This is a genomic window from Chitinophaga filiformis (assembly GCF_021646545.1).
GTDB classification, from domain to species: domain Bacteria; phylum Bacteroidota; class Bacteroidia; order Chitinophagales; family Chitinophagaceae; genus Chitinophaga; species Chitinophaga filiformis_A.
Genome location: NZ_JAKIRP010000007.1, coordinates 64,567 through 88,188 on the forward strand (window position 1 = coordinate 64,567; position 23,622 = coordinate 88,188).

General features: G+C 45.0%; 21 protein-coding genes. 17 read left to right on the forward strand and 4 right to left on the reverse strand.

What is annotated here, in order from left to right; genetic code table 11:
* The first annotated feature begins 56 nt into the window (after positions 1-56).
* The 3 genes from L3C95_RS18340 (at position 57) to L3C95_RS18350 (ending at position 4,333) form a co-directional block, all read left to right on the forward strand.
* Positions 57-566 (forward strand): hypothetical protein, encoded by a 510-nt coding sequence (locus tag L3C95_RS18340; protein ID WP_236389645.1) that lies wholly within the window; start codon positions 57-59, stop codon positions 564-566.
* Between the two features lie 120 nt (positions 567-686).
* Complete coding sequence (locus tag L3C95_RS18345) at positions 687-1,223, forward strand: hypothetical protein (RefSeq protein WP_236389646.1); 537 nt, start codon at positions 687-689, stop codon at positions 1,221-1,223.
* A 326-nt stretch (positions 1,224-1,549) separates the two neighbouring features.
* On the forward strand, positions 1,550-4,333 hold the full coding sequence (locus L3C95_RS18350; protein ID WP_236389647.1) for a pre-peptidase C-terminal domain-containing protein: 2,784 nt from the start codon (positions 1,550-1,552) through the stop codon (positions 4,331-4,333).
* Positions 4,334-4,425: 92 nt separating this feature from the next.
* On the opposite strand, the gene L3C95_RS18355 is transcribed toward L3C95_RS18350, so the two are convergent.
* Entirely contained in the window at positions 4,426-5,274 is an 849-nt protein-coding gene (locus L3C95_RS18355) for a hypothetical protein (protein WP_236389648.1), read from the reverse strand.
* A gap of 215 nt (positions 5,275-5,489) precedes the next feature.
* Between L3C95_RS18355 and L3C95_RS18360 the strand changes: the two genes are divergently transcribed.
* From L3C95_RS18360 to L3C95_RS18410, 11 genes are all read left to right on the forward strand, one after another.
* Positions 5,490-6,053 carry a Crp/Fnr family transcriptional regulator gene (locus L3C95_RS18360; protein WP_236389649.1) on the forward strand — a complete coding sequence of 188 codons (564 nt, stop codon included), beginning with the start codon at positions 5,490-5,492 and terminating at the stop codon, positions 6,051-6,053.
* A 121-nt stretch (positions 6,054-6,174) separates the two neighbouring features.
* On the forward strand, positions 6,175-6,564 hold the full coding sequence (locus L3C95_RS18365) for a RidA family protein (protein ID WP_236389651.1): 390 nt from the start codon (positions 6,175-6,177) through the stop codon (positions 6,562-6,564).
* A gap of 330 nt (positions 6,565-6,894) precedes the next feature.
* Positions 6,895-7,515 carry a hypothetical protein gene (locus L3C95_RS18370; RefSeq protein ID WP_236389652.1) on the forward strand — a complete coding sequence of 207 codons (621 nt, stop codon included), beginning with the start codon at positions 6,895-6,897 and terminating at the stop codon, positions 7,513-7,515.
* A gap of 346 nt (positions 7,516-7,861) precedes the next feature.
* Entirely contained in the window at positions 7,862-8,416 is a 555-nt protein-coding gene (locus L3C95_RS18375) for a hypothetical protein (RefSeq protein WP_236389653.1), read from the forward strand.
* A gap of 271 nt (positions 8,417-8,687) precedes the next feature.
* Positions 8,688-9,194, forward strand: a complete 507-nt coding sequence (locus L3C95_RS18380) for a hypothetical protein (RefSeq protein ID WP_236389654.1) — start codon at positions 8,688-8,690, stop codon at positions 9,192-9,194.
* Entirely contained in the window at positions 9,191-10,030 is an 840-nt protein-coding gene (locus L3C95_RS18385; RefSeq protein ID WP_236389655.1) for a tetratricopeptide repeat protein, read from the forward strand. The genes L3C95_RS18380 and L3C95_RS18385 overlap by 4 nt, the downstream gene beginning before the upstream one ends.
* Before the next feature lie 65 nt (positions 10,031-10,095).
* The gene (locus tag L3C95_RS18390) at positions 10,096-11,562 is read left to right on the forward strand and encodes a hypothetical protein (RefSeq protein WP_236389656.1); all 1,467 of its coding nucleotides are present in this window, start codon (positions 10,096-10,098) and stop codon (positions 11,560-11,562) included.
* Positions 11,563-11,821: 259 nt separating this feature from the next.
* A complete protein-coding gene (locus tag L3C95_RS18395) occupies positions 11,822-13,102 on the forward strand; it encodes an epoxide hydrolase family protein (protein WP_236389659.1) in 1,281 nt (426 codons plus the stop codon).
* A gap of 172 nt (positions 13,103-13,274) precedes the next feature.
* Positions 13,275-13,718, forward strand: coding sequence for a hypothetical protein (locus L3C95_RS18400; RefSeq protein ID WP_236389660.1), 444 nt, complete (start codon positions 13,275-13,277; stop codon positions 13,716-13,718).
* A 345-nt stretch (positions 13,719-14,063) separates the two neighbouring features.
* Positions 14,064-15,323, forward strand: a complete 1,260-nt coding sequence (locus tag L3C95_RS18405) for an AAA family ATPase (RefSeq protein WP_236389662.1) — start codon at positions 14,064-14,066, stop codon at positions 15,321-15,323.
* On the forward strand, positions 15,310-15,993 hold the full coding sequence (locus tag L3C95_RS18410; RefSeq protein ID WP_236389664.1) for an RloB family protein: 684 nt from the start codon (positions 15,310-15,312) through the stop codon (positions 15,991-15,993). The genes L3C95_RS18405 and L3C95_RS18410 overlap by 14 nt, the downstream gene beginning before the upstream one ends.
* A gap of 7 nt (positions 15,994-16,000) precedes the next feature.
* On the opposite strand, the gene L3C95_RS18415 is transcribed toward L3C95_RS18410, so the two are convergent.
* Complete coding sequence (locus tag L3C95_RS18415) at positions 16,001-16,501, reverse strand: RICIN domain-containing protein (RefSeq protein ID WP_236389667.1); 501 nt, start codon at positions 16,499-16,501, stop codon at positions 16,001-16,003.
* A gap of 21 nt (positions 16,502-16,522) precedes the next feature.
* Positions 16,523-17,488, reverse strand: coding sequence for a hypothetical protein (locus tag L3C95_RS18420; RefSeq protein ID WP_236389668.1), 966 nt, complete (start codon positions 17,486-17,488; stop codon positions 16,523-16,525).
* Positions 17,489-18,051: 563 nt separating this feature from the next.
* On the opposite strand from L3C95_RS18420, the gene L3C95_RS18425 reads away from it, so the two are divergent.
* The gene (locus tag L3C95_RS18425) at positions 18,052-19,653 is read left to right on the forward strand and encodes a tetratricopeptide repeat protein (RefSeq protein WP_236389669.1); all 1,602 of its coding nucleotides are present in this window, start codon (positions 18,052-18,054) and stop codon (positions 19,651-19,653) included.
* A gap of 115 nt (positions 19,654-19,768) precedes the next feature.
* Here the strand turns inward: L3C95_RS18425 and L3C95_RS18430 are convergent, their stop codons facing one another.
* A complete protein-coding gene (locus tag L3C95_RS18430; protein WP_236389671.1) occupies positions 19,769-20,986 on the reverse strand; it encodes an alginate lyase family protein in 1,218 nt (405 codons plus the stop codon).
* Between the two features lie 856 nt (positions 20,987-21,842).
* Here L3C95_RS18430 and L3C95_RS18435 point away from each other — a divergent pair.
* Complete coding sequence (locus L3C95_RS18435) at positions 21,843-22,556, forward strand: hypothetical protein (protein ID WP_236389673.1); 714 nt, start codon at positions 21,843-21,845, stop codon at positions 22,554-22,556.
* A gap of 49 nt (positions 22,557-22,605) precedes the next feature.
* On the forward strand, positions 22,606-23,331 hold the full coding sequence (locus L3C95_RS18440; protein WP_236389675.1) for a hypothetical protein: 726 nt from the start codon (positions 22,606-22,608) through the stop codon (positions 23,329-23,331).
* Positions 23,332-23,622: the final 291 nt, after the last annotated feature.

Below are 23,622 nucleotides of genomic sequence, written 5' to 3' on the forward strand. Positions count from 1 at the left end.
GTCACCGATTTTTGGAAGTACGAACCAATTAAAAATAACGATTAAAATTGTAACCAATGAACCGATTCTGGAAAGCGGTACTCCTTACTACCCTGATCGCGGGTACGCTGGATATCATTGCAGCCCACGTTGATCAAACCATTCGCACAGGGGCATTCCCTCACAGGATGTTTTATGTAATAGCCGGGGGCGCTATCGGGTTAAAAACCGCCTTAAACGGAGGTCCCCTCATTATCGCACTGGGCGTTTTCATCCACTATTTTATCTCTTTCTCCTTCACGCTTTTCTTCTTCCTGCTTTATCCTGCAATCAGCAAGGTGTCGTCCAATAAATACCTGAATGGCTTACTATACACCATATTTGTATGGGTGATGATGAATTTCATTGTGTTACCGCTTACCGCACTTCCTTCCCGACCATTTGTTTTTAATATACATCAGGTAACAGGTTTTCTGGTCCTGGCCGTCGTATTTGGCACGCCTATATCATTATTGGCTGCTAAATACTATACATCGCAAATAGCTGAGGGTACAATACACAGCAGACAGCAGGCAGGGCTCATTTAAAGGTAACAACCACGTCTGGTGGCCCTTACTCCGTATGTGAGCACTTGCCTGCTCATGCTGAAATATTTTTAACGGCCGATTTCTAATACATTTCATATTTTCATACTATAATTAACCGAAATGAATGTATTAATCCGCCTTCAGTTGATCCTTTCGATAGTTGTTTGTCTAACCTGTGCAAAAACCTATGCTTCGCAGGGAACAATACAAACAAATACAGATACCTCAGCCGCTATAGCTGCTATCAGAACAACCTATAGAAACATAAACACCGCTCCGCTCACCACACAATTATTTAAGTACGAGTCTGCCGGTTGCGCCGAGGATGGACAGGTCAAATATTTCTTTAACCAGAAAAAAGAGATCGTAAAGATTGTGGAATCAGGTAGTATAGGCGATGGTTCCTGGAGCCGCGAATTTTATTTCGAGGCGGGCAAGCTCATTTTCAGTTATGAGTTCCAGATCGGCGGACCAGCTGATGGTCCGGATACCAAAAGCGAGTTCCGTACCTATGTAAAAGGTGACCAGGTACTGCGTTTTATGGACGGTAAGAATATTCTCCCTGCCGCTGAGAAATCAGCCGATGCATTAAAGGTCTCTTATAAGCTTATTAAGGCGTATACAACCAAAAAGTTTGCGGAAGCCCTGTGTGAGTAAGTAACGCTCTTTTTCAGGATGTAATGAACGAAAAGAAGGTGTTTTCAGCAATGGAGACACCTTCTTTCTTTTTGACTAGAATAAGGCTGCGCCAGGGCCTCATACAGATAAATGACTACCCGACGCCATCATACCGGATAAAGGCAGCCGTTCAACTCCCCCCCTCTCCTCCCTTCCCCAAACAGACATGATATACCGCAGCAGTGCTCTCCGTTAACTTCGCATAGCATACCAATTGAGGCACCGTGTTCTGACAAACCCTATTATAACCCATCCATCCCAGGAAAATATATGCTGTCTCTTTTAAAACCCTAAAACACCTCATTATGAGAAAACCGTTATTCTTACTGTTATGGTTGCTGTTTGCATGCCATATATCCAACGCCCAGGTGAGCAGAGGCGGAAGACCCTATAGTTATTCAGCAACGTTGACAGAACAGATCACTACCAAAACTATCCCTTCATTATCACAGGAAAATCTCAGAAAAGAAGATGTGCAGCGCGAAAAACAGGGATTACCTTTACGCGTCGGTATTATCGTGCCGACAGACTATTCATTGAATAATACAGGCACCTGGAGCACATTGTCCAATGGCGACCGTATATGGCGACTGAAGATCGATGTACAGGGGGCTTTGGCTACTTCCCTGTATTACAACAACTTCCATTTACCGCAAGGCGCCTCATTGTACATCTATAATGAAGACCATTCGCAGCTGATCGGTAGTTATACAAGCGCCAACAACCAGGAGGGCGGCCTGTTTGCTACTGAAATACTCAAAGGCAATGCCTGTATCATAGAGTATTATGAGCCAGGTGCAGTAAGAGGCAGAGGCCATTTCACCATCAGCGGCGTGAACAACATCTATAGTGAAAGGATCCCGGAAGCAAGACATAACCAGCAGAAAGACTTCGGAGATGCCGGTAGCTGTAATGTGAATGTGAACTGTCCTGAAGGCGCCAACTGGCAGAATCAGAAACGCGCTGTAGCCCGGATCTTACTGAGACTGGGTGGCGCAGCTTACCTGTGTTCAGGCGCCCTGGTAAATAATGCGCGCAGCGATTGCAAGCCGTATTTCCTGACTGCCAATCACTGCGGATCTGATGCCTCTGCTTCAGACTTTAGTCAGTGGATATTCTATTTCAACTATGAGGCCCCTTCGTGTGCCAATCCTGCCAATGAGCCGGTGAGCAACACTATCACCGGTTGTGTGCAGCGTGCCAGATCGGGCGATACCGGAGAAGCAGATGGATCAGATTTCCAGTTGCTGCAATTCACTTCATCTATTCCTGCCTCTTACAACGTATACTATGCAGGTTGGAATGCTAATGATGTAGCCAGCCCCAGTGGTGTGACTATCCACCACCCTGCAGGCGATATCAAGAAGATCTCCACTTATACCACTCCGCTTACAAACGACAACTTCAATACAACAGGTCCTCCCTATACTCACTGGAAAGCAGTATGGGCACAGACACAAACTAACTGGAGCGTAACCGAGGGTGGATCTTCCGGTTCTCCCCTGTTCAATAGCGCAGGACAGATCGTAGGACAGTTATCCGGAGGTCCTTCCAGCTGTACAGCATCTGCAGCTAATAAGAATGACGAATACGGTAAAATGTCTTACAACTGGACCTCCAACGGTACCGATATATTACACCAGTTGAAACCCTGGCTGGACCCTGACAACACGGGTATACTATCGCTGGCAGGCACCAACTATCCTTGCGGTGATACTACTGATCAATCCTGCACAGATCTTTACGAGCCTAATAATACACTGGCAACAGCCTATACTATCGTAACTGATACTGATATCAGGGGAACTATCAATACCCCATCTGATACAGATTACTTCAAGGTAGTAGTGACGGATAGCTCTTACCTGGGAGCCTACCTTGATAACCTGGGCGCTAATTTTGACCTCCGCCTGCTATCGGCTACAGGTAGTCAGCTAGCCAGTTCACAGAACACAGGCACCACTCCTGATTCTCTGTTTTCAATCGTCGCGGCAGGTACATATTACATACAGATATACGGCCGTGATGGTGCTGTATATGACAGTATCTGTTACAGACTGCATACGTCTTCATATATAATAGGAGGATGTACCGATCAGCTGGAAAGCAATAATACCCTGGCAACTGCAGGTGCCATCTTCACCGGTTCTACACTCACGGCCCTGATCGCATCTGCCAGTGATGTGGATTATTACCGCATTACAACCACAGGTACCAACACTATCACAGTCAACCTCTCTAATCTGCCGGCAGATTACGACGTCCGGTTACTGTCTTCTACAGGAACTCAGCTGGCTGTATCACAGAATGGTGGTACCAGCGCAGAAACGATCACCTATAACAGCGCAACCGCTGGTACCTATTACGTATATGTATATGGTTACAATGGTGCATTCAGTGCCAGCAAATGCTACCATTTACTGGTTACCGCCACTCCTTCCGTTGCGTGTACAAACACCTTCGAGCCAAACAATACGCGGGCAACAGCTGCAAGCATCGGCGTAAACACGGAAATCAGTTCACAAGTTGCCACTTCAACAGATATTGACTGGTTTAAGTTCACGACTACCACAGCACAGCCACATATTGAAGTATTGCTCAGCAACCTGCCGGCAGACTACGATGTCTATCTGTACGATTCTACCGGCACACTGCGGGGCAGCTCTGAAAACGGCAGTACCAGCAGCGAGAGAATTGTGTATAACAATGGTCCGGTAGGTGCTTATTACATACGGGTAGTTGGCTATAACGGTGCATCCAGCACCAGCGTATGCTACAAGCTGACCGCCAATATCAGCAGTACACCGAAAAGCGCTGCCGTAAGTAAAAACAGTAAAACCATTGGCCGCGAACTGCATGTATACCCGGTACCATCAGCAGGTAAAGTCTATACAGAACTGAACAGCACAGGCAATAAACTGCAATATATTACTGTGACAGATATGACCGGTAAGGTAGTGTTTACTAAACAGTACAGGGTTGTATCAGGTTATAACCGTCTTGAAATAGTATTACCATCGTCTTTGCAGAATGGTATCTACATTATTTCCGATGGCACGAATGCAAGGAAAATAGTATTGCAGCGATAATATTTTAGACGGATGGATGGAAGAAAAGGCGGTTCAGCAATGGACCGCTTTTTTTTTAAAGCTACTAATATTTCATATCCCCTCCCTGATCGTCATCTGGGTAAACGCCTTAATAGCTTTTCAATGCGATCAGCTGTTTTAGGTCCATTGTCAGTAACTTGCGCGGCAAATGCACGAATGTCTTCAACATCGGCCGGTACTTTGCTATAGTCCAGGTGTCCAAGAACGACTAATGTATTATAAATGCCATTCTGATTGTCCTTATGGCCGCTGGCATAACTCAATAACGATGGAACTAATTGCGGGGATTCAGCATAATTTGTCATGAGATCATTATAGGCCGCACCGCGAACAGAAGCCTTTGCACTAAACAGCTCTTCTATAACAGTATTTAAGGGCTTCCGCGCAACAGTCCGCACCCGCGAAGAGGGACTGGATGAGCGTAAATCAATGGCGGTAGCGTTGACATCTTCTCTGAGTACCTTCAGCGCCACATTTGAGCCCAACTGGGCGTTATCCAGTTCATCTGAGATCTTTTCAATGTTCCTGGTATTTCGCGCAAAAATGCTATCCAGCCGTCTTACTTCCATCCCTAGCGAATCACGTTTTTGACTGAGCTGCCGTACTTCCAGGTTGGCCAGATCCTTTTTCCTTAAAGCACTGTCTAACTCGTTCTGTGCTTTGACGCTTTTAATCTCATACAAAACACCTTGCGTTATTACACCGCTTACGGCTACAAAAATAGCGACCAATCCTGTCCAGGTACTGATTTTCTTATACTCAGACTTGTTCAGCTCTCTAACTTTTAGTTTAAGTTCTTCTATTCTCAGTGATTGCTCTACTTTATCTAAGGGGTTGTCTACGTTAGTCGTTTCTGCTTTCTTGATGTTTATGTCGGCAACAGGAGGCTCAACGTTGAAATTGTCAGTTTTATCAACCATAACCTTTTCTTTACAATTTAAATTGGGCAAATAATACTGGCAATACCAACTAGTTGGTATTTTTATCCGTTCACATGCCATGTATGTGGGCGCCAGCATTCGCCCCATATTGAACCGGCAGGAAAAAGTGTTGAAAATCACACCTGATTTATATTACTTTGCCATTGCAATTATCCGATAATACGGTAAACCTGAACTCATGCAGGCTTTAACTTATGCAGGAAAAACTGAGAGAACATATAGAAAAGATCATACCGCTCACTGACGATGAGTTTGCGCTCGTGTTGACTCATTTCACTTCCAAAAAGTTCAGGAAACATCAATTTCTTATTCAGGAAGGGGATGCTGTAAAGTACGCTTACTTTGTACTTTCCGGGCTTTTAAAGCTTGTATATACTGATGCTTCAGAAAAGCAGCACATTGTATCCTTTGCAATGGAAGACTGGTGGGAAAGTGATTATTATGCCTTTTATACGCAGACTAAAGCCACTATGTCTTTAGAATGTCTTGAAGATACGGAAGTCCTTTGCCTTTCCTTTGAAGATTACAAAAAACTGTGCAATTCGCTACAGAAGATGGAACGTTTCTTTCTTGAAAAGACTAACGCTGGCTTTCTCGCAGCACAGCGCCGCATCATATCCCTGATAACATCCAACGCCAAAGAGCGTTATGAACAGCTCCTCAAACAATACCCGGCACTTATTCAGCGTGTGCCCAAAAGCCTCCTTGCTACCTATCTGGGTGTTTCCCGCGAAACCCTGAGCAGATTATCCTCCTAGTGTGACAAACATCACTTTTTATTCGTGCGGTTTGTCAAAAATTAAGTCCTCCGGTATTCGGAATTTTGACCCGTAAATGTCAAACACAGTGCCGCATTGGCACAAACAAAAACCGAATAAAATGGAAATAAGAAACATTAACCCATGGAAATGGCAGGACGCTCGTAGTTATTCGCAGGCTGTTGAAGTAAAAGATGTACAAGGTACCCTGTATTGTTCAGGCCAGGCCGCTATAGATGCTGATGGGACATCAAGTAATGCGGATATGAAATCCCAGTTAATTCAGGCAATACAAAACCTGGAGCAATTAATCACTGAAGCTGGGTACGAATGCAAAAACATTGTGCGGCTCAATATCTATACGACTGCCACAGATGAGCTTTGGCCTAACTTTCCCATTCTGCAGGATTGGATCGCAAAGCATGGCATCAGGCAAGCTGTTACTATGTTAGAAGTGAAAAGCCTTTTTGAAACGTTAAAGGTCGAGCTGGAAGCTACTGTAGTAAAGTAATTGCAAAGAACTGCTAACAGAGACGGGGCTGACCAGATAAGTAATGGCCAGCCCCGTCTCATGCTGATCACCCATGAACACCTTTGAGTCATATACGAAGTCTTCAGTCAACTTCTAGGTCAGCTCAGCTTTTCTAAATCAGGAGTATGATTGACAACATATAGCCCGATGTCTATGTACGGATGCGCACGTTAACCGTTCACTTCTGAACAGTTTTACATGCTTCCTGCAGCACACATTTCCGGCCATTGCGGCTTTGTAAGACAGGCATAGTCATTGCGGCCGGTAAGAACCCTGGCAGCTTATCGCCCGGACATAAATTCAATGACTATGAAAAAAATTCTCCTTTTACTATTATGTCTCTGGTCCTTACACTCTTTTGGCCAGGGACAGGCTAACTTCAATCCGGAAACATGGAAAGCACCCTACTCTTTGCCTCTTGAAGGGTGGGATATTGAGCGTTTCCCAATACCCATTGATTTTGCCCCCTCTATCCCTTATAAAGGCGTCGAGGATATCCGTTTTACAAAAGGCTGGGGCGAAGCTGGCAGCCCGGAATACTGGTCGTATTCCTTTTTATGGTATCTGGAAGGGTCACAGCAGATCAGTGCTGAAACTATTGATAAAAACTTAAACGCCTATTATGATGGTCTGATTGGCAGGAATATCGAAAAACGCAATATCCCTGCCGACATGGTCACTAAAACAGTTACCCAGGTAAAGAAACTGGGAAAACCACAAGGCGGTGATGAAGCTACTTATTCCGGCACAGTCAGCATGCTGGATTATATGGCTAAAAAACCTATGGTGCTTAATTGCGTAGTGCATGTTATTAAATGTCCCGGAATGACTAATACGCTTGTTTTCCATCAGCTATCTCCACAACCGCTCACTAGTCCGGTTTGGGCTAAAATGAAAGAACTGAGAAAGCAGTTTGATTGTAAGAAGTAATACCTGTTCAAAATAACTGCTCCGAATGCACTATCGCATATAGTGATATTGCTCAACAATTTAAGCGGTTGTCATCCCATAAAATAGCAGATATAATTGCAGGATATTACTTCTACCGCCGACCTACTGGTTCACCTTCATAAATATCTCACCTTACCGGGAAAAGGGCTCAAAAATGAGTCCTTTTTGTTTTATATTCGCCCCGGTTTACCATGTGAACGTTTGAAACAGTGACCCTACAGCCATCTGAGCACAGCAACAACTCCTGTCTCAGCATTGTTAACTGTCACCCAATGTGCCAACAAAAATGTTTACTTAATATAAACATATCTAAATACTGACTGTAATGTCACAACTGAATTCTTTATACGTAAGATTAAAAATTTCAAAAGATAACCTGGAACGATTCTTTCAAGCCAAACCGATAGAAGCAGCTGTTGATCAGGATTGGACAGCATGGTGGGATAGCCGCGACATGTACAGCAAGGAACCGCTGTCGAAGATCTATTTTTATGAAAAAGACACCAACCGTGACATATTGCAAATCACGCCCAATGATGCCAGAATTGGAAAAGATGAGCAAATGGAGGAAGGTGATGAATATTGGACATTCTGCGTTGTATTCTTCAGTGAAAATTACACAGAAAGCTTAGCCATGTTCACCTGGCTAAGAAGTATTGCGCCCTACATGGAGGCCGATGGAGAGGGTGTTGCCCTGCTTTACGACTTCTTCTGGGGAAGTGGAGTGGTAATGGCACATTTAGCGTTTAAAGGGCAAGAAGTATCTTTCAAATTGACTGCAGATACTTCAGCACTTGATCCTGCGTTACTGGAAACAGCAAATAATACATTATCGACCGCCTTCGACGCTGTCAGTGCATATTATGGCGAAACCGATTAGCAGGCAGCAGCAATATCACTATTGGACATCCGTAGCTAATAAAAAATACCAACATAGCATTAAAAAGGCTGTCTGAAAAGTTGAGCAGCCTCTTTTTATTCGGGTACCTGGCGGAATCAGGCAGTCATTTAAGTGGTTCTGAGAACGTTCGTTTATTTTTACGCCTTCTCTTTGCTTTACTAAGCCTGCCTTAAAAAAATAACTGCATTTTCTACTTCGACAGAATAGAGTTATTTATATTTATGTATAAGTCCCATTTACCTTCCCCGCTATGTATCAACTGAAAAGCATTATACTATCCTTTCTCCTTTTGTGCATTTTCATACATGCTATCGCGCAAAAGCAGACCTTTCCGGACAATGTAGGTGATATTCCCTTCGATAGCCTGCAGGATGATCCCGGATTTGTTGTATGCAATCCTAAACAGGTGTTCCAATACTACAATACAGCATCATACTACAAAGACCACAAAAAGGAGATCGTAAAATACCTGCTTGATAATTTCAGCACACAGAATGACTTTCAGGACCAGAACGGATTTCTTACCATCCGGTTCATTATCAATTGTAACGGCAACACCGGCCGCTTTCGTCTCCTGGAGATGGACAGCAATTACCAGCCCATTCATTTCAAAGAAGCATTATCCCAACACTTACTCAAGCTGGTAAAACAGTTGAGTGGATGGCAACCCGCTGTCTACAAAGACAAAGTATATGATAGCTATCAATACATCACCTTCCATATCAGGAATGGTAAAATAATAAGCATCAGCCCATGAAGAAAACATACCTGCTCCTGTATTGCTGTCTTATTGGCCTAACTGTCAATGGCCAGCAGAACTGCAGTATATATACAGATTCCCTCTGTAATCTCGCCTGTAAATTACGCAACCTGTCCAGTTCCTTCGCACAAGGCTCCCGCAGCAGCCAGGAATACCTCGACAGCGCCGCCCGCCTGTGTCCTGATATGGCAGATGCCTGGCGGGAGATAAGTGTTCCTTATCTGAAAAGAGGCGATTTTGTAACCTGGCGTAAATACCTGGATAGAGCAGTTGCCCTGCAGCCTGCCAGAACCCTGGATGTCAGAGGCTGGTGCCGGTTCAAATTCCTGAGAGATTATGAAGGCGCTCTTGAAGATCTGAAAAGGTTCGACAGCCTGACCCACTTTGCGTCCAGGCATACGGGAGACGGTACTTATAGCCTGAATGTAGTAATGGCATTGTGCGAGAGAGAGCTGGGGAATTATGACAATGCAGCGCTTTATTTCTCCAAAGGCATCGACAGCATTTTTTATACCAAGGGCAAAGACTTTATAGGGTTATTCGACTTTCTGCACAGAGCTGTGTTAAAACTAAGACAGCAGGATTACAGCGGCGCCTTATCCGATCTTCATCAACAGGACAAATTGTGCAGGAATTACGTAGAAACGAGTTATTACAAAGGCATTGCTTACCGTTCTCTGGGAAAACGTAAGCTGGCGGAACAGCATTTCGAAAAGGCCGCCCGTTTATACAAAGAGGGGTTTCATATGTCCGACGTTTATTGCGAAATGCTGGATGCGGTATATCCCTCGGATGTGGAGGAGGCATTGGCGGAGATGGAACGACAACGTTGACTGCGCTTTTTTCTTATCTTTAATATCACCATCCTATACTCCTGACCCGATAAAGCAATACCAGTATGACTTCCTCAAAAGAAATACGTACAGCGCTTCCGCAGCAAAATCAACGCCCCGCAGCAGAAGAAATTGGAAATAATGCACTTTCTTATCCGGCGGTAACCGCGTTTCCTGTACTACAGGCAGCAGGTACGAACAGTTCCATTCCAATCCGCCAGGCGGCCGCAGCTTTGTCCAGCCATACAGCAGTTGTACAACGACGGGTAGGTGTTGAAGTTGAAACAGGCATCCCCGTGTATAAGCCCTATACCGGCACGACCTATGGCAACGATGCTAATCTTTTAGGACTATGCTTTAACGGGTCGTCCTATTCACGTACTACGCGAGGCGATGTAAATGGCGTTGAGCTGCATGCGGACAGTGGTGGAAACGTATATAGCGTGGCAGGACGATATTATGAGGAAAATATAAAAAATCGTGTGAAAGGTGTACCCGACAAGCCAGGCAAGTCCGGCATAGTAGAATTTGTCACCAGCGAAGCGGGCCTGGTAGATGAACTTGAACCTACTAACGGTAAACAAAACCTTATTAATCACCTTAACGAGATACAAACCCAGATTGGCCAGATGGAACAGACAGGGCCACATGTGGTAGGCACAGCCGGATACAGGGCTGGTGTTTCATATACCTGGCCCTGGGGCGACGAATTTAAAGATGCTATGAAAACGAATGGCTATTCGCCGCAGGTTAATATCGGAATAGATCTTGGAGGACTAGCCGGTCTATTTGCCCAACCTATCGGCAGGACATTAACCAATGGATTCTTCTGGGGTATAGGAGAAGCGCAGAATACACATGCGGAAATTGCAGCCCTCATGTCAAAGATCCGCACTTTGCCCATTGAACAAGCTAAGGACGCTGCCCCCATAATGCCAGGCAACCGCTTACTGAACTCGCTGGAGGGAGTATTGAATGTATTACTGATGTATTTCAAAGGCGCTGCGGCTGGTCATAACACTAAAGAAACTGAAAAAAATGAAGTACCCTATATGCTGAAAGGCTCCTTTCAGGCTTTATGGAAAGAATTATTAGAACAGTTCCCGGAAGAACAGCGGAATACCGACCCTCGTAAGTGGTTCAAGCGAATTGAGAGCCTTATCGAAACCATTGACGATAAATATCGCCTACAGGCTTCGCTGGCATCGAAAATGGACAACCACGTAACCGTGTCCAGCGCATTCAGAACACTGGTGGATGGCGGAGACATAGCCACCTCTATTGCCTCCGGCGAAAAACTGGATAATGATGAGGATTCCGAAATCAATAACCAGGTGCGGGATAACTTTCCGGAGCTGATGGCAGATGCAAACCGTAGTGTTCCGATAGTAGAGATCCGGCATATGGCTACTGTTGGTAATCCAGCCGGTGTACAGGAAAATGTGATGCAGGTGGTGGAAGAAATACTGGACAGGCAGCTGGTCCAGTTTGGCAATGCTGCCGCTACCATTAAAGCCAATGCAGGCTGGTAATAGCCGGTCTTATGCAGATAACTCAACAAGCCACAGGCGCGCCTGTGGCTTGTTGCATTGAGCAATGCACCAGCAATAGACTACCTGCCCCTTCCTTTAGCTCGTATACAATTTAAGTGATCCACCTGGCCCCAACTTCACGCCTGAAATTGGCCACTTCGACAACTACTTCGTCCACCTACCCTCCCTCCCTATTGTCAACCGCTTCCAACAGGAATAATTTTACGCCCGCATTCCAAAAACATCAAAACATTAACTAATGAAAAAGATTAAAATACTTAAGGTTGCAATGGTTGCAATAGGTCTGCTGATGCAGAGCGCATTCAGCAATGCACAAACCGATACCACATCAGATAAAAGCATCCGGCCCTTCCAGGTGCATATCCCGGAAGAAAAACTGGTTGATCTTAAACGCCGCATCTTAGCCACACAGTGGCCGGAAAAGGAGATTGTCAACGACGAATCGCAGGGCGTACAGCTGGCAACCATGCAGGCGCTTGCACAGTACTGGGCAACTGACTATGACTGGCGAAAAATAGAACAGCGGCTGAATGCCTTACCACAATTTGTAACGAACATTGATGGCGTTGACATACATTTCATTCATGTTCGTTCCAAACATAAAAATGCTTTGCCTGTCATTATTACGCATGGCTGGCCAGGTTCTATCATTGAACAACTGAAGATCATTGGTCCGCTGACTGATCCTACCGCTTACGGCGGAAAAGCGGAGGATGCTTTCGATGTGGTAATACCTTCCATCCCCGGCTATGGCTTTTCAGGCAAGCCGACTGTTACCGGCTGGGATCCTGCACACATTGCGAAGGCATGGATCGTGTTGATGAACCGTCTTGGCTATAAGAAGTATGTTGCACAAGGTGGCGACTGGGGTAATGCTATTTCCGAGCTCATGGCATTGCAGGCGCCTCCTGAACTGCTGGGTATCCATACCAACATGGCCGCCACTGTTCCGGCAAACATTACAAAGGCACTACAGTCAGGTGGTCCGGCGCCAGCTGGTCTTTCGGCTGATGAAAAGAACGCCTACCGGCAACTGGACTTTTTCTTTAAAAAAGGACTTGCCTATGCACAGGAAATGGGGCTTCGTCCGCAGACGCTCTACGGGATCGCTGACTCCCCTATTGGTCTGGCAGGCTGGATACTCGATCATGACGCACGTAGCTATGAACTGATCGCCCGCGTTTTCAAAGGACAATCAGAGGGTCTTACTAAAGATGATATCCTCGACAATATTACATTGTATTGGGTAACAAACACCGGCGTCTCTTCCGCCCGGCTGTATTGGGAAACAGTGCAAACTGCGAAAGGCGGCTTTTTTGATCCGCGTCATCTCACCATTCCGGTTGCAGTAAGTGTATTCCCTGATGAGATTTATGCTGCGCCAAAGAACTGGGCAGAAAGTGCGTATCCGAAACTCATTCATTACAACAAGCTGACAAAAGGTGGTCACTTTGCTGCATGGGAACAACCTGCACTCTTTACACAGGAGCTGCGCGCATCATTTAAATCACTTCGCTAATTAAAACGTATACAGAACCTGCAGATAACACATACAGGCTGTCATCTATACTGAAAACAAGCCTTGAGAACAAGGTTAAAAAACTTCAGGCTGGTCATTTTAGGCCGGCCTTTTTTATTGGATACGTTGTTGAGTAAGTATAATCAGTACTTTTAACATTATTCATTACTTTATGGAAAACAACCTGACTGAAATAGCAAACCAAATCGATACCATCATCCGGCATGAAAGACTGTGGTTCGATTTTACTGTCTTTCACTACGATGGACGCAAATTGATTATTGCAGGCAGTGATGACCTGACCTATTATCATCAACTGGAAGTAATATTTGAAGATGTTTTCTTCTTTAGCGGATATTTCGATGGATGGAAGTCAGAAACACAGGAACCTGTCTTTATTCTTCCCGACGCCGAGACGGCATTAGCACTGAATATAGAGTATGAGATTGTTGAAGGATATCACTTATTTATTTTTAAAACGGAAGACTACAGGAATGACGTCATCATTGCTGCCGGAAATGTCTCCTTCAATACAGATACGGTTCTGTATTATTTCAGGGAAGACCTGCAGGAAAATCAACGGCTTGCGCATTTCGTAAAACGAAAGGAACGTTAGAGGCTATACTTGATATCGTACAGCAAATACCAACAAAATCGGCCAGAATTCGTTATGCAGCAGCATGCTCCCTTTCTGCGTGGCTGGGCAATGGCAATAAGCAGCCTTCCAGCGGTCCCATACTATAATACCTCAGCCAGATATTACTAAAGATTACCTATACTGATAAATTATAACGGCCAGCAGGAAAGATTGAAAGGTGCTTAGCTTACCTGCAAGTCCAGATCCAAAAGGACAAACAACTCTTGTGAAAACATTCTGATTTTTGCAGAAAACCTGCAAAATTCAGCACATTTTTATTGCCCTTACAGTTAAAATACCGTTATTTGCACAAAACCCGTGCATATGCTAGTGTATTTTAAGGCTGGAAACTACAAATCAATTAAAGACCCTATAGTTATCAATTTTGAGGCAACTTCTATAAGTGAGCATCAGGAAACTAACGTGATAGAAAAAAGTAAGACCAAATTGCTTAAAACAATATTGCTTTATGGGGCAAACGCGAGCGGTAAGTCAAAAATACTGGATGCATTTGTTACTTACCGCGCACTTATTTTAAGATCAACATCATACCATAGCACCACTTTATTACCGGTCGAGCCTTTTAAGCTCAACACCGAAACTGTGAAGTTGCCAAGTTTGTTCGAATCTGAGTTTGTTATCAGGAACAAACGGTACAGATATGGTTTTGAAGCGTATAGAGGCCTTATTAAAAGTGAATGGTTACTGGAAGTTAAGTCAACCACCGAATCGCCTGTCTACCTCCGTATCGGACAGGATTTCCAGGTGAATTATAAAAAATTTCAAAACTCCGAAGGTCTTGAAAACAAGTGTAACGAAAACGTATTATTTGTCTCTGTAGCAGATCAATGGAACGTTCCATTGGCGAAGGAAATCTACAGGTGGTTCTACGAGATGTTTACCATTCATGGGCTAAATGATACTGACTACAAAACCAGAACAAATAAATTATTTGAGATACCGGAATACAGAACAATGATCAACAACCTCATGTCACATGCAGATCTTGGAATTAATTCTGTGAATGTGATAAAATTGGTGGAAGATCAAAGGGAAAAACAAGAGGGACAAGCATCTTTGTATCCCACGGAATTTGATAACAAGAATCGCGTGGTTACCAATCATTATGTTTATAATAACGAAGGTGAAATAACCGGTGAAACATCCTTCGATATGTTAACACATGAATCTGAGGGAACAAAGAAGTTCTACAATATTATTGGCGCCATTCTATTTGCAATAAGAAAAGGGCAATTTGTAGTTATTGACGAGATTGATGCCAGATTCCATACTTTGCTTACTAAAGCAATCATGGGACTTTTCAATAGTGAAACCGTAAAAAGCGGTGCTCAGTTATTAGCTGCAAGCCATGATATTGCGGTTGTAGATCACGAATTATTGAGAAGAGATCAAATATATATTGTGGAGAAAGACAACTTGGCTGCGACCAGGGTGGTAAATCTTGTTGAATATAAAACCGTCAGGAAAGATACACCTTTCGGAAAAAACTATCTTGAAGGCAAATACGGAGGTATTCCATTTATTGAAAATCTTGAAAATTTCCTGAAGAATGGCGAAGAATAAGAGCAAGGAACAAAATAGTTTTAATAAAATGCTTGCCGACCTTAAAGCCTCGAAACCTACAGTTCCTGTAGTTGGAACCAAAGCGGACAGGAAATACTACCTGATCGTAAGCCAGGGGACTGAAACTGAAATTTTGTATTTTAAGTTCCTGGCTACACTGTTGCCTCCAAGAACAGTCATAGTTGAAACAAAGGGACATAGTAAAGAGCCCAAAGCAGTAGTGAATAAGGCGATCGAACCAAAAGAAAGACGCCGAAAAGACCGCAGCATACCGGACTACCATGAGGTGTGGGCGGTGTTTGACAAAGATGATTTTACGGACAGAGATTACAATGATGCCATACGACACGCTGCTAAAGAAGGTATAGAAAGCGGCCATTCAAATGAATCATTTGAGCTTTGGTATGTTTTACATTTTGCAGATCTGGAAGCAGCGCTGGGACGGAAAGTCTACATTGAGAGACTTTCAAAAGTACTGAACGCTGCGTATGAGAAAAACCTGGCGTCAATTGCAGAAACGATACATACCAAGGGAGATGTAAAACGAGCTATTCAACGCGGCAAAGCATTGGAAGCTTTGCACACTGGCAAAAGTGCGGCGGCATCTACCCCTTATACAAGAATTTACGTTTTGGTAGATCGATTGATGAGTCATTTGGATAACAGATGATATGTTTCTACATCGTAGGATGCTGCTCCCTCAACCTCCACTTCTGAATATCCGAATCTTTCTTTACCTGCAATAAAACAGGTTCATCAACCGTCCCATTCTCATCTGCCGGCGTAACAAACAACCCCTTCTTCCTTTGTTTAATGAAATAGGTATCATTGCCAGCCGGAATAAGTTCATACACCTGCTCTTCCGATCCGTTCACAATGCTTTGTTCTTCAAGTCGCTTTCCATCATTTGATGGTCCGAGTGTTTTTTCTGAGAATAGATTCTTCAGCCTGTAGGCTCCATCTTTGGTTTGCTGGAAATCCCAGGTCACACATTTCCAGTTGACAGGAGAATAGGATACGATCGGCGTACCATCCTGGCTGTTCGCATCTTTGATCCTCAGTACTTTGCCGGTCACCACATTGACAATAGCATAGCTGTTTTCTTTGATCTGCGCAGACACTGTAGCAGATGCAAATGCCGTTAAGCTTACTGCAAATATTACTTTATACTTTTTCATGGTGGTTTTTGTTGCGCGTGTTCAGACCAGAAACTGGTCGCAATCATGTTGAAAAAAAACGTTTAGTGGAGGACCCTCTTGCGGTATGTTTACCGATTCCCTTTGAATCATCTTCTTTCTTCTTTCCTCTCTGTGTACCGGCACAGGTATTGCATTTTGCCGGTTGACAGCCCGCAGCATATCTGCCGCAGAGCGGCTCTTCTTTGCAATCCGGGATGTTTTGGCTGGTTGCTGCGGATCTTTTGCTTTTTCTTCCAATGGTAATACCGGTTCCAGTACTGCTGTCACAAATGCCTGCTCACTGCCGGCTTTATGGGAAGTCTGAATTCCTGCATTGGCATGCAGGAAGCGGATCTGCAAAAGAACGATCGTAGCAGTGGCCCTCGCCGGTGCAACCGGCAACAGCAGGGAGTGTTGTTTTTGTCCCAGCCGAACGCAAATAGCGGCCGTTGTGGTGCCAAGGCAGGTTTGCAGCTCGAGGTCCATGTCCAATGCCACGGCCTGGAGCTGTATATAACGGGCCCCTTTAGGCGGTTTCAGCCAGTTTTGCCATTTGGCAGGCAGCTTCACCAGCACATTGCCATTCTCCTGGCGGATAGTATCTATCCCGCCAATAGTCATAACGGCCTTCTTGTTATATCTGAAGCCTTTGAGATGCTGATGCAGGGCAGCGGCACTGAATACGCGTTTCCCTCGAGGATGCTGGGAGTCTTCTCTCAATGCCGCATAAACGGCCTTATTTAGCCTGAATACGGTCGTTTCGTCCCGGGCAGGAGTCCATATGCCATTCAGGGCCGAACGGATCGATTTTGCGGCCTTACTGGCCTTTGCGAATTCGCGGCTGCTTTGTTTGCTGGCGGCGGACATGCTGTCCGGGCCGTACTGGGGCATTTTACGGCAAAATGGTTTGCCGTTCCGCTCGTAAAAGATAAGGTCTCCGACATGGCCGGACAGACCCTGGGTAATAATGTTGAAGTTTTGGGCCATAACTAGCAATAGATTATTGTACAATTTACGAAGAAATAGCCATTAACAAGCTGATAGTTAGCTTCTTTGTTCGCTTATGTTTTTATTCTTTACCGTCACTATAAGGGGATAAAAAGGGCTCTTTTATATCTCTATAACGCCATTATAATGTACTTATAATCAGCCTGTAGTGAGCAGAAAGAATAGAACTTGAACCGAACATGAATCGGACATGACCTGGACTTAATCAGAAGAAAAGTGTTGTTATGTGGTGGCGGAGCGGCTTAGTATATGGACGCCTTACAGGCAATGTCACAAACCCCGGGCCATTCATACTGCTTATCCGTCTCATTGATCCATCTGAAGAGGCAGGTTCTACGTTACCCGGACAATTGAGCAATCATCGACCCACCCATTGCAAATTACCTGAGAATCATTAAATTAACATAGGATTGTTCTCCATCACCCATCAAATACCACACATGAAAATGTTATGTATATTATATTGGGTGCCATGTTGCTTATTCCTTGCCGGATGCTCCGGCAGCAATAATAAGATGCCCGAAAAAACGGCGATCTCCGCCATGAATCTGAAACAGGGCAAAACAATCCTATGTGGCCCTCCTGAGAAGCAACTCGGCGCCGTATCATTCGAAACATCCTGTTCCGGAAAAGTCAGGAAAGCATTTAACCTGGCTATGGCCCTTCTTCACTCCTTCGAATACGACGAAGCCGAAAAAGTCTTTGCAGACATCATCCGCGAGGAGCCTGGCTGCGCCATGGCTTACTGGGGGATAGCTATGAGCAACTTTCACCCACTATGGGCGCCACCCAACAAAGAAGAGTTTGAAAAAGGCAGTAAAGCAGTCGCCATCGCTCAATCCCTTCCGAAGTCAGCGAGAGAAGCCGCCTACATTAATGCAATAGCTGAATGCTATAAAGATCCAGGGAAAACTACCCATCCGGAACGCTGTATCAACTTTGAAAAAGCGATGGAAAGGCTCCATATGGCTTACCCCAATGACAAAGATGCGGCGGCACTCTATGCGCTGGCACTCGATGCAGCAGCCGATCCCGCCGACAAAAATTATACGAAACAAAGAAAAGCCGGTCATATATTGAACGCGCTATGGGCCCGCCAGCCTGATCATCCGGGCGTGATCCATTATATCATCCACAGTTACGATTATCCTGCCCTGGCAGCTATGGCCCTCCCGGCCGCAAAGAAATATGCTGCCGTTGCCCCATCGTCAGCGCATGCCCAGCATATGCCCTCTCATATCTTTGTGCGGCTGGGCCTGTGGGATGAAAGTATACGATCTAACATAGTGGCTGCAGCCGCCGCAAAGTGTTACGCAGAAAGCGCCGGAATAAAAGGGCACTGGGATGAAGAACTCCATGCGATGGATTATCTCGTTTACTCCTATCTGCAAAAAGGCGACAACAAAAACGCCAAAGCGCAATGGGATTCTCTTAAAACTGTCCGGGAGGTTTATCCTGTGAGCCCTAAAGTGATCTATACCTTTGCTGCGATCCCTTCCAGATATTTGCTTGAAAACAGGATGTGGACCGAAGCAGTGGCCCTGCAACCGCAAACAATTGCCGGTGTTGCCTGGGAGAAATACCCCTGGGAAAAAGCAATCATTCATTTCACGCGGTTACTTAGCGCCATTCATCTCAATCGACCAGACGTTGCGCGTGCAGAGTTCCGCATCCTGAACCAGCTGCACGATACACTCGTTGGGAAACAGGACGTTTACAAAGCCAACCAGGTATTGGTACAAGTGAAAGCGGCCGCTGCCTGGCTATCGTTTAAAGAAGGGAAAAACGGGGAGGCATTGAAACTGATGAACGAAGCCGTTGCCCTCGAAGCAAGCACGCCCAAGCCGCCGGTTACGCCGGGTGAAGTGGTTCCAGCCAGTGAATCGCTGGGAGATCTGCTGATGGCGATGAATAAACCGGCCGAAGCACTGGCAGCATATGAAACCAACCTGCGGGACCACCCCATGCGGTTCAATGGATTATATGGTGCCGGGCTTGCCGCTGAAAGATCTGGCAATTCAACAAAGGCAGGTACCTATTACCAGCAATTGCTCAACTCATGTAATACGCCCCGGGCAGACCGGCCGGAGCTGGCTGCGGCCGAGGCGTTTTTGAAAAAAAATCTTGCATTGTCCGTTAATTAGCGGTTGGTCAAATCAATCAACGGAACCCGCCGTACTTATCGGTATTCATTGATATTGGGCAGGCTTATGCCCCGGTAACAAAGTTGGCCGATTCCCTGCTGTCGTCCCGCAATCATCAATTCCCAATCGTACAGGTTAATGTGCCGTAACCAAGTTGGTCGAATCCGCCGCTTGTATTACCATAACTACCTCCACCACCTTCAGGTCTCACCTTGGCAGCGAAACGTTCTGTATAAGGCGCAGAAAGGCCTTTACGCTTAACGTAGTGATTATATACCAGTTCCCATACAGGCCGGATATTTCCCCTTGAACCAGCGCCTATCACCGTCTGGTTAACACCCAGACAATTGGTGTATGGCGTGTAGGGAACATCTTCCATGAGATTGTATTTGGCAACATATTCGGCTCCTTTCAGAAAACGGTTGTCGTCATAGCCGTACAGGTCATCTCCCTGGTTCCACGTCATTTCGCAGAAGGCTCCCATCAAACCTATCCCCAATACAGTATGTCCCTGGTCACGACCGCTTTCCTGCCATTGTCCCGATCCATCTTCATGAATATAGTAAACAGCATTTTTGATATTGCCATTACCTGCGCCATACTTGAAATACTGTATACCTTCATTGTAAATACTACGGTCGTCGCATAGCACACCAATAGCCACCACCGAACACATATTGCAAAGGTCCCAGTTAGCATAAAAATGCGCCATACACCTTTCCCTTCTTGTCAGGAAGGCATGATTGATCGGATAGAATATGTTAAGCATCATACGCTGGAATCTTGCGAAATCCGAAGCAGACCAACCTTTATAGGTTCTCATGATCTCTCCGGCATTAGCAAACTGATAGCCCTGTAATCCGGCGCAAAGCACGGAATCATTCGTACCACTTATTCTTTTCAGCGTAGATGACCAGGCATTCATGATAGCAATTGCTTTCATGGCATATGTATCATCTCCGGAAACTTTCCAACGAAGCGCATGCGCATATGCTGCTGCGATATCGTTAAACAGCTTTGAATAATTCTCTGCGTTCACCCCATCGTATCCGCGGTAAACGATCGGTACCGGATTGGATACATACGTCAGAGACGCATGAGAATTGGTGATTAATTTGCCCCACCCCGACAACCATGGCTCAGCGCCGGCTGCGACTTTTGTTTTCATACGGGCAAAATCCCCATCTGTGTGTAACAATCCCGGATGTACGAACGCCGTGTCGTGGTCATTGAGTTCCAGCGGAGCGGTATAGGCTGCTTCTTTGTCTTTTTTGCATGCGGCAGCAAGCATCACCCCAAGTGTGAACAGGAGCGTAAATAAATTGGTTTTCATTGGTTCAACTGTTTATGATGTCGTTATTTAATCAGGTAACAGGTTTCTCATTATATGGACGGTATCAATGCCAGATATACTAATAGTGCTGCAAATATATAGAAATAAAATAATGAATTGTCTTAAAATTGTCAGTTTGACATTATTAAAAAGTAAACACATTCATACACGTGTCATCAGGAAGACGCGATTAAGCGCCAATACCAGACAGGCGATAAAGAAATTCCTTTGAGAAAGATTATAAATCAGGAGGCATCCGCATCAATGTACATACTCTCCGGAAACTCAATTGAGGGCAGATACCAGCGTGACAAAGAAATCCCTTTGAGTAAGAGTGTAGTTTAAAGCGTTCACATCAACATATTCTACTCTCCCGGAAAACATAATCGGAGTCGATACCTGCGATGATAGGGCTATCCTCAACAGCATCCACATCAATATAAGCCTTCTTCTCAGGGAAATAGTTGATACCGCGCAAATGAAAAGTCCTTTTAAGTGAAAGTATAATAAGCATCCACATCAATACAACCGGAAAACATATCTGAGCCCAACACCTGGTCCCCGATCATAAAGCTATCTTTCTGAGTAAGATTACTTATTTGCATAAAAATCAGAACTATCCGCTTACTTCCTTGTTAGGATAATTACACAACAGGTATTTGTCAGGTCCTGCTAAACAACGTGCGCAAGTGAAACCCTAAATAATAACAGAGCAGCATCATGTAAGGCCCTACAATATAGACCACGTTAAGAAAATATACGAACAAAATAACCTTAAAAAAACAATCGAATTTAGCGGCCACCAGGCCTTCAGTGTAATTCCCCATATTATTCACACCAAAACAATACATGTACTATGAAAAACGATGAAGTACGCCAGGGAACCGGACTCGCTGAAAAAACAACCTCAGCTGACCAACGACTTGCGGTTGGATTAGACTCAACAAACCTTGACCTCTGCTCTGTTGCTGTTACTTTTGTTGATGGAGAAACAGTAGTAGTAGACTATTCAGGACTACCAGGCAATCAGCCTGCGACTTACAAAAACTTCGTCGCTATATGGGAAAACTCCGTGATACCCTGGACAGCCCCGCCCCTGTTAGCAGTACCGATATTAGAAAACGGTCAACAGGGTTCTGTTACTTTCGAAGGACTTACCATCACAAGGAATGCGTATATAGTAGGATATGCAGTAGGTCCCGAAATAACAAACATCTGCTGCAGTAGTATCATATCTGCCGGCGGACTTCTTGCTGCGCCAACACAAGTAAGCATCAGCCTGAACTTTGTAGGCACAGATATGCTCTCTATTCATTATCAGACACTCGCAGGTTACCTGCCGCTGCAATACAATAACTGGATCGGCTTATGGAAAGGATATGCCTCTCCCTATAATGCCGACACACCGCTGGCAATTGCTATGATCAACAGCAACGCAAGCGAAGGCACGGCAAATATGCCTAACGTGCTGCTGGAACCTCATACCAACTACTCACTCATTTATTTTATGGGGAAAGAGCGTACTATGGCAGCGGCCATACTCAACTTCAACACTTCTGACTATCTATAGTCAATAAGATCATTTCTTCTTTTTTATTAACCAAAAACACCTTCTACAAATGGAAACACAAAATCTAGTTGCACCCAAAGTACTCACCACCGTTCCAACAGAGAACGCGCAAACTACAAAACTGACCGTCTCCCTGGTATCTGCAGATGAAATTGATGTAGACTATGAGACCATGCCAGGCAATCAGCCACAGACTTATGGCAATTTCCTTGCTATCTGGCAGAACCCTGATTCCATTCCCTGGAATACGGACCCTCTTCAACCCATCTTTTACATACAGACCAACACACCTTCCGGTAGTGCAGCCTTTACCGGCCTTAACATAAACAACAACAACTATATTATCGGGTATTCTACAGGTCCCGTTCTTACAGGCGGTGGCAATGTGCAGAAGTATGGTAATGTATGTGCTACCGCATATATTCCGAAAAAATCTGAAGGCGGACACGGTGCCATCTTTACACCTACCATTTCCAACATCAATATCGGCACTACTTCCGTTTCCTTCCAGTTTGACTTACCTGATGGTATCCTGCCATTAAGTAATGGCGCCTGGGCTGGTATGTGGAGAGGTGCAAATCCTTCTTTCTTCACCGTTGCTCCACAGTTCATCACTCCGATCTCACTGGATTTTTCCTCCGGCAGGGCTGCATTCAATAATGCAAGCATAGGAAGAGGCCTCACCTACACTATCGGCCTTTTCATGAGCGGATACAAATCATCTGGTGGCAGCACACAGCGCGCACTGGCCTGCTCTGCCAGCTTTACCAATTAATTTCCTGTTGATGCCAGTCCCGTACTACACAGGTAGTGCGGGACCTGGTTTATAACTATTACAGGTATGCCGTGATTGAAACGGCAACCGGTACTGTGCTGTTAGCACCGGTGGTAGCATGCTGTTGTACCATGATCCTGACCATGCAGGTCAGATCAGCGGCAATGGCATTAATACATCCGCCAAAAATACAGGGATGCAGCGCATGTGCTACCTCCCCCGCAAGCTGGTAGCATGCTGTATCAGAGAACCTTTACGGGCCTGCGCCCGGAGGATATTTTTTTGCCTCTA